This is a genomic window from Paraburkholderia sp. FT54, from assembly GCF_031585635.1.
Classification (GTDB): Bacteria; Pseudomonadota; Gammaproteobacteria; order Burkholderiales; family Burkholderiaceae; genus Paraburkholderia.
Map to the genome: position 1 here is coordinate 1,961,365 of NZ_CP134196.1, position 12,856 is coordinate 1,974,220.

The 12,856-nt window shown below is 65.2% G+C and carries 9 protein-coding genes; 7 read left to right on the top strand and 2 right to left on the bottom strand.

Going from position 1 to position 12,856, the window contains the following annotated elements; all coding sequences use genetic code 11:
• The first annotated feature begins 4 nt into the window (after positions 1-4).
• Both hpaH and hpaI read left to right on the top strand, forming a co-directional pair.
• Positions 5-808: a 2-oxo-hept-4-ene-1,7-dioate hydratase gene (gene hpaH / locus RI103_RS28370; RefSeq protein WP_310815842.1), complete on the top strand. Its 804-nt coding sequence runs from the start codon at positions 5-7 to the stop codon at positions 806-808.
• Between the two features lie 10 nt (positions 809-818).
• On the top strand, positions 819-1,622 hold the full coding sequence (gene hpaI / locus RI103_RS28375) for a 4-hydroxy-2-oxoheptanedioate aldolase (RefSeq protein ID WP_310815844.1): 804 nt from the start codon (positions 819-821) through the stop codon (positions 1,620-1,622).
• 53 nt (positions 1,623-1,675) lie between these two features.
• Here hpaI and RI103_RS28380 read toward each other — a convergent pair whose 3' ends face one another.
• On the bottom strand, positions 1,676-4,009 hold the full coding sequence (locus RI103_RS28380; protein WP_310815845.1) for a bifunctional diguanylate cyclase/phosphodiesterase: 2,334 nt from the start codon (positions 4,007-4,009) through the stop codon (positions 1,676-1,678).
• A gap of 121 nt (positions 4,010-4,130) precedes the next feature.
• The gene (locus RI103_RS28385; RefSeq protein WP_310815846.1) at positions 4,131-5,276 is read right to left on the bottom strand and encodes a GGDEF domain-containing protein; all 1,146 of its coding nucleotides are present in this window, start codon (positions 5,274-5,276) and stop codon (positions 4,131-4,133) included.
• Positions 5,277-5,827: 551 nt separating this feature from the next.
• On the opposite strand from RI103_RS28385, the gene bcsD reads away from it, so the two are divergent.
• The 5 genes from bcsD (at position 5,828) to bcsB (ending at position 12,856) form a co-directional block, all read left to right on the top strand.
• The gene (bcsD, locus tag RI103_RS28390; RefSeq protein ID WP_310815847.1) at positions 5,828-6,283 is read left to right on the top strand and encodes a cellulose biosynthesis protein BcsD; all 456 of its coding nucleotides are present in this window, start codon (positions 5,828-5,830) and stop codon (positions 6,281-6,283) included.
• A gap of 191 nt (positions 6,284-6,474) precedes the next feature.
• On the top strand, positions 6,475-7,305 hold the full coding sequence (gene bcsP / locus RI103_RS28395) for a cellulose biosynthesis protein BcsP (RefSeq protein ID WP_310815848.1): 831 nt from the start codon (positions 6,475-6,477) through the stop codon (positions 7,303-7,305).
• Positions 7,302-8,090 (top strand): cellulose biosynthesis protein BcsQ, encoded by a 789-nt coding sequence (bcsQ, locus tag RI103_RS28400; protein ID WP_310815849.1) that lies wholly within the window; start codon positions 7,302-7,304, stop codon positions 8,088-8,090. The genes bcsP and bcsQ overlap by 4 nt, the downstream gene beginning before the upstream one ends.
• Positions 8,087-10,291, top strand: coding sequence for a UDP-forming cellulose synthase catalytic subunit (gene bcsA, locus RI103_RS28405; protein ID WP_310815851.1), 2,205 nt, complete (start codon positions 8,087-8,089; stop codon positions 10,289-10,291). The genes bcsQ and bcsA overlap by 4 nt, the downstream gene beginning before the upstream one ends.
• Positions 10,292-10,294: 3 nt before the next feature.
• Positions 10,295-12,856: a cellulose biosynthesis cyclic di-GMP-binding regulatory protein BcsB gene (gene bcsB, locus RI103_RS28410; protein WP_310815854.1), complete on the top strand. Its 2,562-nt coding sequence runs from the start codon at positions 10,295-10,297 to the stop codon at positions 12,854-12,856.

Consider the following 12,856-nt stretch of genomic DNA (forward strand, 5'->3'; position numbering starts at 1 on the left):
CATCATGCTAGACGAACAGACTATCCGCGACCTCGCCGCACAACTCGATCACGCCGAGAAAACGCGCACGCAACTGCGTCACTTCTCCGCCGCGTATCCGCAGATGACCGTGCAGGACGGCTACGCGATTCAACGCGAGTGGGTGAAGCTCAAGCTCGCCGAAGGCCACGTGATCAAGGGCCGCAAGATCGGTCTCACCTCGCGCGCCATGCAGCGTTCATCGCAGATCGACGAACCCGACTACGCGCCGTTGCTCGACAGCATGTTCATCGAAAACGGCCAGGACATTCGTGCGGATCGCTTCATTGCGCCGCGCGTGGAAGTGGAGCTGGCGTTCGTCTTGAGCAAGCCGCTGAAGGGCCCCGGCGTCACGCTGTTCGATGTGCTGGACGCGACCGCTTACGTGACTCCGGCCGTGGAAATCATCGACGCGCGCATCGAACAGTTCGACCGCGAAACCAGGGCGCCGCGCAAGGTCTTCGACACGATCTCCGACTTCGCGGCGAATGCGGGCATCGTACTGGGCGGCCGGCCCGTGCGTCCGCTCGACGTCGACCTGCGCTGGGTCGGCGCGTTGCTCTACAAGAACGGCACGGTCGAAGAAAGCGGCCTCGCGGCCGCCGTGCTGAATCATCCGGCCACGGGCGTGGCGTGGCTCGCCAACAAGATCGCGCCATACGACGAAACGCTCAACGCGAACGACGTGATCCTGAGCGGTTCGTTCACCAGCCCGATCCCCGCGCGCGCGGGCGACACATTCCATGTCGACTACGGACCGCTGGGCGGCATCGGCCTGAACTTCATTTGAGTTGATCGACATGTCTCTACCGCAAAACACATTCAAACGCGCGCTGGCCGAAGGCAAACCGCAATTCGGCCTGTGGGCCGCGCTCGCCGACGCCTACGTGACAGAGCTGCTGGCCACCGCCGGTTTCGACTGGCTGCTGATCGACAACGAGCATGCGCCGAACGACGTGCGCAGCACGCTGGCGCAATTGCAGGCGGTGGCCGCGTATGCATCGCATCCGGTGGTGCGTCCGGTGCGCAGCGACAGCGCGTTGATCAAGCAACTGCTCGACATCGGCGCGCAGACGCTGTTGCTGCCGATGATCGACACCGCCGAACAGGCCGCCGACGCGGTCGCGGCCACGCGTTACCCGCCACAAGGCATTCGCGGTGTCGGCAGTGCGTTGGCGCGCGCATCGCGCTGGAACCGGATACCGGATTACCTGAACACGGCGGCAAACGAGTTGTGCGTGCTGGTGCAGGTGGAAACCGTGCAGGGTATGCGGAATCTGCCAGCTATCGCAGCGGTGGACGGCATCGACGGCGTGTTTTTCGGTCCGTCGGACCTGAGCGCGTCGATGGGACTGCTCGGCAAACCCGGCGACCCCAGCGTGCGCGAAGCGATTCGCAACGGCATCCAGACCGTGCGGCGCGCGGGCAAAGCGGCTGGCGTGCTCGCACCCGATCCGGCGATCGCCGCCGACTATCTCGAAGCGGGCGCGACCTTCGTGGCGGTCGGCACGGACACGGGTTTGCTGAGCCGCGCGGCGGCGGATCTGGCGGCGTCGTATAAGAAAACCGCGACGGTGGCCGCGTCGCCCAAGGGCGGGTACTGACCTGATAGGTTCAGCGCAAACACGCAGGCCCGCCGCGAGCGAAAAGCAACGCCCTATTCCCCCGCGGGCCACGGCAGGCCCGATGCCGACCAGTCCAGTTCCACGCCGATCACGGATCGCTCGGCGGCGAACTGCAGCGCCAGCGTCACCGCGATACACGGCCTGCCGCTCGCCAGCGACAGATAAGGATTGCTCGACACCGCCACGCCCGGCAACAACACCGCATTGCGGAAATACGGCCGATGGTCCCAGCGCGCATCGCGCGGATCCGCCACGGGTTGCAGCGAAGCCCCGTCGGTGCGCCAGGCCGGCCCCTGCACCTCATGACCGATCTGCCTGCCCGAGTCGTCGAGGATGAAACAGCTGATGCAGCGTTCGAACCGCGCCAGCGAAGCGAACGCCTCGTCCATCGCCACGCCGGCCAGCAACGCGTCGGCAGCGAGCCGCAAGGCAAGCCGGTAAGGCTCCACTTCGGTTTCGAACAACGCATACTGATGCGCCCGCCCCTGGGCGATCACGTCGAACGCCTCGTCGATTCGCCGGTGCACCGACTCCGGCGGCACAATCTCTTTGGCCGGCCGTCCTAACAGGAAGCCCTGCGCGAAATCCACATTCGACTCCACGGCGAGGATCAGTTCCTCCGTGGTCTCCACGCCTTCGACGACCACCAGCATCCCCGCCTGATGCAGCAGCGAAACCAGCTTCGGCAGAATCGGCTGCTCGGTGCCGTGGCCCGTCGCGCGGATCAGTTCGCCGTCGAGCTTGACGAGGTCCGGGCGAATCCTGAACAGACGGTCGAGATTCGACTGACCGGCGCCGAAATCGTCGACGGCGATCAGGAAGCCGTGCTCGCGGTACGACGCCGCTGCCCGCGACATGTCGTCGACGCTGCCGCCGTGCGATTCGAGAATCTCCAGAATCACCCGTTCAGGTTCGATTCCCACGGTCCGCACGATCTTCGCCAGTTGATCGGCGTAGCCTTCGGCGACGAACGTGGCCGGCAGAATGTTGAGGAAAAGCCAGGCGTCAGCGGGCAGCGACTTGCGTGCATTGGCCAGATGCACGACATGGCTCACGCGGTCGAGCGCGCCTTCGTCGCTCGAGGGCCTCGGCGCGAATAGCACCGCGGGTGGCACCAGCGTGCCGTCGTCCTGTTCGCCGCGCAGCAGAGCTTCGAATCCCACCTGCTTCTGATGCGACAGACTGTAGAGCGGCTGGAAATGCGAGGTCAGGTAATACTCCTCCCAGCGATGCCGCGGCGGCGCCGCCCCGTCCTCGTCAGAATCGTCGCCGGCCAGCAGTTGCAGCGGCTCGCGCGGCAGCGCGCGCTCGGCGCACACACGGTTTCTGCCCGAGTGCTTGGCGCGCAGCAAGGCTTCGTCGGCGCGATCGAGCAGCACCATGATGCTTTCGCCGCTGCGGTGCTCGGCCACGCCGAAGCTCGCGGTCAGACGGCCGTCAGGCCGCTCGATCGCGGCAATCGCGTGGCGCAGCCGTTCGGCCACATGAAGCGCGCCGGTGAGACCGTCGCGCAGCAGCAGCGCGAATTCCTCGCCGCCGATCCGGCTCACGCTGTCTTCCGCGGAAACCTCTTCCATCAGCACCTGGGCGACCTGGTAGAGCGCGTGGTCGCCGATCGCATGGCCGAAGCGGTCGTTCAGGGATTTGAAGTTGTCGATGTCGAGAAAGATCGCGCTGATCCGCGTATCCGGCGTGACGCTGTCGAGGCGGCGCTCGGCCTGCTTGACGAACGCGCGGCGGTTTTGCAGGCCGGTCAGCGGGTCGGTCGCCGCGAGTTGCGCGAGTTGGCTCTCCAGCAGAAAGTGATTGCGGCGAAACCGGTAGAAGCCGAAATGAAACACTGCCGAAGTCGGCACGCCGATCGCCCCGATCCACATCCACACGACGGTCTCGACGTCATGCGTCAGCGGCACGCCAGATAGCAGCGCGAAGGCCGTCGCATAGAAGAGCGCGCTGCCGGCAACGAAGTGCGCCGGCGTGAGCCACAGCGGCGCGGCGCAGATGGGTATCACGACCATCGCGGGCAGCGTCCAGAGCAGCGGCTGCGCCACGCCGACGGTGTTCATCGCCAGCCCCGCCACCAGGACCTGCGAGTAAGCAACGCCGATCAGGCCGAAGATCCACGTCGACTTCGCGCGCGGAATCGCCAGCACCAGCAAGGCGAGCAGCAGCGCGCACGCGAGCCGGTAGGCAAGCGGCGCGGCCGGGCCATCGACCAGGTTGCGCGCCCCGATGAAGCACAGGAACGCCACCACGGTGAATGCCATGGTCACCGTGGACAGCGGACGCTGGTGTTCGAGCGAGCGCTGGTGGAAGCGCTCGCGCAAACCGGTGTCCGGTGATTGCTGCGTTGAGGTGGAAAGCATATTTGATAGTTATCAGGCTGGTTCCGGTCACTCTGCCCATGGATATCGGCAGATGTCCGCCAAATATTTATGCCTTCCACACAAATAGAACGAAGAATTCTCCTTTTTGGGCCGCCTTGCCCTACGCCGCGATCACGCGATTGCGGCCCGACGCCTTGGCGGCATACAACGCCCCGTCGGCGCGCGCCATCAACTGGGCGAGCGATTCATCACGCCGAAACTGGTCCACGCCGACGCTGAAGGTGTATCGCAGCCCGCGCGGCAACTCGTCCGGCGTGGCCGTGACCAGCCGGGCCCGCAGACGATCGAGGCGGCTCACCGCTTCCGCGGCGGTGGTCGCCGGACACAGCACGCCGAATTCCTCGCCGCCCAGCCTGCCGAACACATCGCCGACCTGCAGGTTGCGGGCGACGAACGTGGCAAAGTGGCTCAGCACCTGGTCGCCGGCGGCGTGGCCGTAGTTGTCGTTGACGGCCTTGAACGAGTCGATGTCGACGATCGCCAACGCCACCGGCGAGCGGGTTCGCAGCGACGCGTTCAGCAGCGCCTCGCCAATCGCGAGAAACGCGCGGCGCGACAGCGCACCGGTCAGATCGTCGACATTGGCCAGCCGTTCGAGCCGTTCGGCGAGGCGGTCGTGCGCGAGCATCACGACGCCGATCGAAATACAAGGCGGCGCAAGAATGCCAAGCGCGAGAAAAATGATGTTGGACGGCGACACCTGCAGCAGACCGGTCTGCGTCAGCAAATCGAAGCCGTACATGAATCCGCGCGAGGTATGCCCAGCGCATAGCAGCACGGCCGCCACCGCGAGGAAGTAATAACTGTAGCGCGGCCGGTTCGCCGGACGGCCGCGCAGCATGATCACGGCAAGCGCGGCATAAAGGCCCGCGTGAAATGCCGACACCAGCGCGACGCGCGCGTTGAAGTCCGGCGCGGCGAAGGTCCAGTACGAAATGCCGAACAGCACGACGACGAGGCCGACGTAGCCCGGCCAGGGTCGCGCGCGGCGCCCCAGAAAGCGCAAACAGCCTTCGACCACCAGCAGTAGCGAGGCGGCCAGCAATACGTTGGACGCCACGAAGGTCAGCCACCGCGACGCGTGGCCTTGCAACGCGAAAGCCAGCAGCGCGACGATCGCGACCGCATTGGCCGAAATCCAGTAACCGACGCCGGGAATCGCCGCGCGCCACAACGATCCGAGCACGGCCAACGCTATGGCGCTCGACAAAAGGGTGACCAGCAGAATACTGAGTGGATTGAGCATCGCAGTAAATGATTCGAAGGGCATCGCGAGCATACGCTACGCACGCACGTGCTTTTCCGTGCGCAACCGATGCAAGTTCGCAAGCTTAGCGGCTCGCGTAAAAGTTGGGCGCACAAGGATCCGAAAGATTTAGAAAGAATTACCGACGCCCTGATGCCGTTGTTTAACGCGCAATTCCGAAGCGTTGCATTTAGCACGAAACGAAAGCGCTGAATCAACTGGCGAAGCAAGCCGTTAATCGAGTCATGACGGACGCGTTCTCACCGGGCCTCCATGCTGGACAAGCGAACCGGCGATTCAGGCAGCAAGAATTACTTAATCGAAAATGCATCGATCGCGATCAATTGCGGGTAAAAGCAGACGAATGGAAAGTGGCTAAAAGTTAACGTCTTAAGTAGACTGCTTCGAAGTGTGGTGGACAGACTAGACAACCCGGTAAAACTAACCTAAGCCGCGTGCAATACGCGATTTCCCACAACACTTTTTTCTTAGCACTTCGGCCGTGGGCCTCGGATTTTTTAAGGCTGAAGCCACGGCATCTCCCGGAAAACATGGTCCCAATTCTCGATTACCTGCTGGAGCGCCAAATCTCGCCGCAGTGGCGCGGCATGCTCACCGCGCTGGCCACCGAGTTCGAAGCGCAGATCGGGCGCGACGAACTGCGTCAATTGATGCACCGCGTCGGCAGCCGGTTTGCAGCGGCGCATCCGCTGCCCGCCTGCGACTCGACCGCCGATCTCGCGCGAACCTTGAACCTGTACTGGCATGACATGGATTGGGGCTACGTCGAATTGGCGGACGAACCCGAGTCATTGCGCATCGTTCATTACTGCGCGCCGTTGCAGGCGTTCGGCGGCTCGGCGCTTGCGTGGACGCCGGCGTTTCTCGAAGGCGTGTATCAGACGTGGTTGAGTGCGTTGGGCGCACAAGGCTTGTCGGTGGCGCAAACGAGTGGATACAGCGAAGACACTGCGATCGAGTTTCGCCTGGGCCGTCATCCAGTTTGAACGATGTGCGTTGAAGGTGAGGTGGCTTGGTACGTCGTCCGCGTGGTGAATGGGCCAGGCCGCAACATGCAGCAGAGGAACGCGCAAGACCGGTGCGCGTGAAGTAGCAGGACAGGCAGGACCAGCGTTTCAGGGCCGCGAACGCAAGTCAGGATCGGGGCAGGGGTAGGCATGAATAAGACGGCGGCACTATGAGCTCATCGAGCGACATCGAAAAACTCTTCGATCATTTTGGCGGTGACGCCAACGCGTACCAGGAAATTGGCCGCGAAAACGAAGCGCGTTCAGCGCGCACCCGCTGGCCGCTATTGGTGACGCTCGATCTGACCCAGCCGACGATTCCCGCCATCGGGCAGCGTCGCGAGGCCAAGCCTCAGTCGCAGGCGGTCGAGGCGCCGGTGGCCGTCGATCGTCAGGACACCACGCCAAAAGACGCAGCCTCGGTAACGCGCGCGAGAGCGCCGCTCTTCACCCGTTCGCATCGGCGAGACATTCCGCCGGTTGCCGTGGCCGCACCGGCTGCCGCGCCGAAAGGCGCGTCGCGCTTTGGCGTGCTCGAATCGAAAGACGAGGCGACGCCGCAAGCGACGGTTGGCGCTGCCCGAGTGGAAAGCGCCGCGCCGGTGGCAGCGCAAGCCGCGCCGACCGCGGCCTCTGCACAGTTCGCGCCGGTGGCTGTGCCAGCACAGACCGCACCGGTCGCCGCCGCGCCTCGAACCACCCAGCCCGCTTCCGTGCTCCCCGCTATTGCCTTGCGCCCAGCGGCGATGCAGACCATTTCGCCAGCCGCTCCCGCCGCGCCAACGCAACCTGCTTCGATCCTCGGCAAGCTCTTCGCGCCGGAACCCGCACCCGCACTCACGCCGCCGCAACCGGCCGCGTCCAGCGGCGACTGCGCTCCGTTGAAATCGGTGTTCGACCGTCTGCGCGGCGCACCCGCTCAACCGGCCGCCGCACCGGCCGGCGCCGCCACGCCCGCCACCTCCAACTCGTGGCTGATCAACGGCCCTCGTCGCTCATGAAAGTCATCGCGGTGGTGTCCGCCAAAGGCGGGGTCGGCAAGACCACCCTCGCCGCCAATCTCGCTTCCGTGCTGGCCGCCGGAGGCCGCCGTGTGATCGCGCTCGATCTCGATCCGCAGAACGCGCTGCGTCTGCACTTCGGCGTGCCGCTCGACAGCATCGACGGTTTGTCGCGCGCCACGCTCACGGGCGATCCGTGGCAATCCGTGATGTTCGACGGCGTCGACGGCGTGACCGTGCTGCCCTATGGCGCGTTGCTCGAAGACGACCGCCGCCGCTTCGAAACGCATCTCGACCAGGACCAGCGCTGGCTCGCGCAGTCGTTGCAGAACCTGCGCCTCGACGCGTCCGACATCGTGATCATCGACACGCCGCCGGGTTCCTCCGTGTATGTGCGCACTGCCCTGTGCGCGGCTTCCTTCACGCTGAACGTCGTGCTCGCCGATGCCGCGTCGTATGCCGCGATTCCGCAGATGGAGCGGCTCATCGCGACCTACGCGGCGCCGCGCGCCGAGTTCGGCGGCGAAGGCTATGTGATCAACCAGATCGACCAGTCGCGCCAGCTCACCAAAGACGTCCTCAAGGTGCTGCGCCAGATGCTCGGCGCGAAGCTGTTCCCCGGGGTGATCCATCTCGACGAAGGCGTGAGCGAGGCGCTCGCATGCGACACCACGCTGATTCACTACGATCCACTCAGCCAGGCGGCCGCCGATTTCCGCGCGTGCGGCACGTGGCTGATGGCGGCGCTCGACGCGATCGCCGTCTCGCCGAGGAACGTGGCATGAGCACGACTCCATCGCCGGGTCTCGAGCCCGCCGAGCCGTCGCGGCTCGAACGCTTCGTCGACGCGCGTTTCTGGAACAGCCGCATCGTCACCGGACTCGTCACGCTGTTCGCGCTGGTGATGCTGTACTTCGTGTTCACCGTGCCGCTCGCCTTCTACGAGCAGTTGACCTTCGCGACCTGCTGCTTCGTCACCGCTCTCATGTTCCGCCGCCTGCCAGGCCGTTACGCGACGATGGTGATGATCATGCTGTCGGTGGTGACCTCCGGCCGTTATATGTACTGGCGGCTGACCGCGACCACGTACTGGGAGCATCCGCTCGACGCCGGCTGGGGTTTGCTGCTGGTCACCGCCGAAGTCTATTCGACCATCGTGCTGCTGCTCGGCTACTTCCAGACCGCCTGGCCGCTCAAGCGCACGCCGATGCCGCTGCCCGCCTCGCGCGACCAATGGCCGAGTGTCGACGTGTTCATTCCGACCTACAACGAGCCGCTCTCGGTGGTGAAGCCGACCATCTACGCCGCGCTCGCACTCGACTATCCGGCCGAGAAAATCTCGATCCACGTACTCGACGACGGCCGCCGTCCCGAGTTCAAGGCGTTCTGCGAAGAGGTCGGCGTCAACTGGACGATCCGCACGCACAATCGCCACGCGAAAGCCGGCAACATCAACGAAGCGCTGAAGATCACCAGCGGCGAATACCTCGCGATCTTCGACTGCGATCACATTCCGACCCGCTCGTTCCTGCAGATCGGGCTCGGCTGGTTCCTGCGCGACAAGCTGCTGTCGATGCTGCAAACGCCGCACCACTTCTTCTCCGCCGACCCGTTCGAACGCAATCTCGGCACCTTCCGCAAGGTGCCGAATGAAGGCGAACTGTTCTACGGCCTCGTGCAGGACGGCAACGATCTGTGGAACGCCACGTTCTTCTGCGGCTCCTGCGCGTTGCTGCGCCGGACCATGGTCGAGGAGATCGGCGGCATCGCGGTCGAGACCGTGACTGAAGATGCGCACACCGCGTTGAAACTGCACCGGCTCGGCTACACCACTGCGTATCTGGCGATTCCGCAAGCCGCGGGGCTCGCCACGGAAAGTCTCTCCGGCCATATCGGCCAGCGGATTCGCTGGGCGCGCGGCATGACGCAGATTTTCCGCATCGACAATCCGCTCACCGGCAAGGGCCTGAAAATCGGCCAGCGCCTGTGCTATCTGAACGCGATGATGCACTTCTTCTACGGCATCCCGCGTCTGGTGTTCCTGACCGCGCCGCTGTCGTATCTGTTTTTCGGCGCGCACGTGATCGAAGCCGCCGCCGGCACGATCGCAATCTACGCGCTGCCGCACATGATGCACGCGAGCATCACCAACTCGCGCATGCAGCGTTCGTTCCGTCATTCGTTCTGGGCCGAAGTGTACGAATCGGTGCTGGCCTCGTACATCACCGCGCCGACCCTGCTCGCGCTGATCAACCCGAAGCTCGGCAAATTCAACGTGACGGCCAAAGGCGGCCAGATCGAGAAGAACTACTTCGACTGGGCGATCTCGCGGCCGTATCTGTTCCTGCTGTTGCTGAACCTGATCGGCTTCTGTGTGGGCGTCGTGCATATCTATTTCAACTGGCACATTCGCAGCGTGGTGCAGACCACCCTCCTGAACCTCGGCTGGACCACGTACAACATGCTGATTCTCGGCGCGAGCGTGGCGGCCGCCAGCGAGCGCCGGCAAATTCGCGCGGTGCACCGCGTGGCGATGCAGATGCCGGTCATGCTGAAGTTCTCGACCGGCCGCACGCTCGCCTGCGAAACCATCGACTACTCGGAAGGCGGCGTCGGCGTGGCGCTGCCCGCCGCGATCCAGGTGCCGATGCACGAACGCGTGACCGTCTCACTGTTTCGCGGCGACGAGGAATACGCGTTCCCCGCGACCGTCGGCTTCACCGCGCCGGGCCGCGTGGGCCTGCGCTTCTCGGCGATGACGCGCGAGCAGGAGTACGAGTTCGTCAAGACTACCTTTGCGCGCGCCGACGCCTGGACCGGCTGGGCGGAAGGACGGCAGCAGGACACGCCGCTGCGTGGCCTGTCGCATGTGCTGACGGTCGGAGCGCGTGGCATCGCGGGTCTGTTCGAGCATCTCTACGCCGACCTTCGCAGTTCGATGAAAAGCCGTCCAATGGACGTCAAGAAGCTAAAAACCAAAGACTGATCTATGCGCAACCGGATGGCGAAGGGCAACATCGAACGCTCGAATCACGAGCGCAGTGGGACCGGATTGCGGATGCGTCGCGTTGCACGCCCCGGCTCGCGACGGCTGATGCGCGGCCTCGCGTGCTGGCTCGCGTTGCAGACGGCGTTGGCCGCGCCGCTGGCGTCGGCGGCCGAGGTCGTGGCGGCGGCCGGCAGTAGTTCGGCGGGCGCCGTTCAGAGCGTGGCGGGAGCGACTCAGAGCCCGTCGGCCGCTCCGGCCGCGACAGGCGTCGGCAGCGTGAGCGCGCCGAGCCCGGCCGTGCCCTACGATCCGAACGCGATCACGCAGCCGCAACTGGCAACACCGACGCCGGCGCTGGCCGCCGCGTCGGTGAAAGCGTTGGGCACGAGGACGCCGACCACCGCCGAGCCGGGCACGCTGGTGCCGGGCGGCCGCCGTCAAACGCTGACTTTCGCCGACCTCGGCGCGCTCGATCCGCTGCAATTGCGCGGCACCGACGGCCAGAACGGCGTGGCGTTCTCCGTGCGCGGCGACGAAGTGGTGACCGGCGCGGTCCTGCATCTGATCTACAGCTACTCGCCGGCGCTGCTCGCGAATATCTCGCAGCTCAAGGTGCTGGTGAACGGCGAAGTCGCCGCCACCCTGCCCGTGCCGCACGAACAGGCCGGCATGCTGGTGGCGCGTGATGTCTCGATCGATCCGCGCTTCATCACCGAATTCAACCATCTGAACGTGCAGTTGATCGGCCATTACACGACGAGTTGCGAAGACCCGGCGAACTCCTCGCTGTGGGCCACGGTCAGCAATGCGAGCTCGCTCGATCTGACCTATGCGTCGCTGGCCAGCAAGCCGGATCTGGCCGCGCTGCCGCAGCCGTTCTTCGACCGCCGCGATGTGCGCCGGCTGGAGCTGCCGTTCGTGTTCCCGCAAAAGCCGGGCAACGCCACGCTCGAAGCGGGCGGCATCGTGGCCTCGTGGTTCGGCGCGCTCGCCGGCTATCGCGGCGCGCTGTTTCCGGCGCAACTGGACAATGCGCCGCTGTCGGGCAATGCCGTTGTGTTCGCGACTTCCGATCAACGCCCGGCCGGCATCAACATTCCGGCGATCTCCGGCCCGACCATCGCGGTGGTCGATCGCGAGGCGCCGGCGCGCGGCAAGCTGCTGCTCGTGCTCGGGCGCACCGAGGCCGAACTGAAGACCGCCGCGAAGTCGCTCGGCATCGGCCAGAACACCTTGACGGGTCAGAGCGCGACCATCACGCAGCTGAACGAACTCGCGCCGCGCGCGCCTTACGACGCGCCGAACTGGCTGCCCACCAACCGTCCGGTGCGCTTCGGCGAACTCGCCGACCCGCGCGATCTGACCGTGTCCGGTTACGACGCCGACGCCGTGCACGTGAATCTGCGCGTGCCGCCCGATCTGTTCATGTGGCACACCAAGGGCGCGCCGATCGATCTGCGCTACCGCTACACGGTGCGTCCGCTGCGCGACCGCTCGTCGCTCAACGTGAGCGTGAACAACGGTTTCGTGCAGGCGCTGCCGATTCCGGCCGAGTCCGCTTCGGTCTTCGAGCTGAGCCATTACTTCGCCAACGTGTTGCCGGACAAGACCGCCGAAGCGCGTCGCACCGTGCATATTCCGCCGCTGCTGCTGACGCCGCGCGCGCAGGTGCGCCTGCACTTCTACTACGACATTCCGAATACCGGCGAATGTCATGGGCGTCTGCTCGACAACGTGGTCGGCGCGATCGATCCGAACTCGACCATCGACCTCTCGTCGTTCCCGCACTATATGGCGCTGCCCGATCTGGCCGCGTTCGCCAATAGTGGCTTCCCGTTCACGCGCATGGCGGACCTCTCCGAGACCGCCGCGATCCTGCCGAACGACGCCGATTCGAGCGACTACAGCCTGTATCTGCTGACCATGGGCCGCATGGGCGCCTCGACCGGCTATCCGGTGACGGGCGTGACGGTCGGCACCGCCGACGACACCGACAAGTTCGCCAGCAAGGACCTGCTGATTTTCGGCGCGCCGGGCAAGCAGCCGCTGTTGCAACGCTGGGCGAAATCGATGCCGTTCTCCAGCAACGGAGACTCGCGCACTTTCCAGCTCTCCGACATCGTCTTCAAGCTGGAGGACTGGTGGCACGGCGAACGCGGCGTCGAGCGCACGCCCGCGCGCGCCGATCTGACGCTGGTGAGTTCGAGCGGCGACGCGCTCCTGACCGGCTTCGAATCGCCGCTGCAAAAGAACCGCAGCGCCGTCGCGCTGGTGAGCGCGGCCGGCCAGTCGGACGCCGACCTGTCCGCGGCGCTGCTCGACTCGGATGTGCTGCCGCAGATTCAAGGCGCGATGGCCGTGATCCACGGCCGCACCGTCACCATCACCTCGAACGGCGAGGCGTATTACGTCGGCCGTCTGTCGCCGCAGGAGTATTTGCGCTGGGCGCTGTCGTCGCATCCGCTGTTGTTGATGTTGGGCGCCGTGCTCGCCGCGCTGATCATCGCGGGCCTGTTCTACCGGACGCTGCGCTCGATCGCCGCGCGCCGTCTGAAGGACTAA

Bases quoted from the DNA above. Each gene is read 5' to 3' on its own strand.
- hpaH (WP_310815842.1), top strand. From the start codon at position 5: ATGCTAGACGAACAGACTATCCGCGACCTCGCCGCACAACTCGATCAC.
- hpaI (WP_310815844.1), top strand. From the start codon at position 819: ATGTCTCTACCGCAAAACACATTCAAACGCGCGCTGGCCGAAGGCAAA.
- RI103_RS28380 (WP_310815845.1), bottom strand. From the start codon at position 4,009: ATGCTTTCCACCTCAACGCAGCAATCACCGGACACCGGTTTGCGCGAG.
- RI103_RS28385 (WP_310815846.1), bottom strand. From the start codon at position 5,276: ATGCTCAATCCACTCAGTATTCTGCTGGTCACCCTTTTGTCGAGCGCC.
- bcsD (WP_310815847.1), top strand. From the start codon at position 5,828: ATGGTCCCAATTCTCGATTACCTGCTGGAGCGCCAAATCTCGCCGCAG.
- bcsP (WP_310815848.1), top strand. From the start codon at position 6,475: ATGAGCTCATCGAGCGACATCGAAAAACTCTTCGATCATTTTGGCGGT.
- bcsQ (WP_310815849.1), top strand. From the start codon at position 7,302: ATGAAAGTCATCGCGGTGGTGTCCGCCAAAGGCGGGGTCGGCAAGACC.
- bcsA (WP_310815851.1), top strand. From the start codon at position 8,087: ATGAGCACGACTCCATCGCCGGGTCTCGAGCCCGCCGAGCCGTCGCGG.
- bcsB (WP_310815854.1), top strand. From the start codon at position 10,295: ATGCGCAACCGGATGGCGAAGGGCAACATCGAACGCTCGAATCACGAG.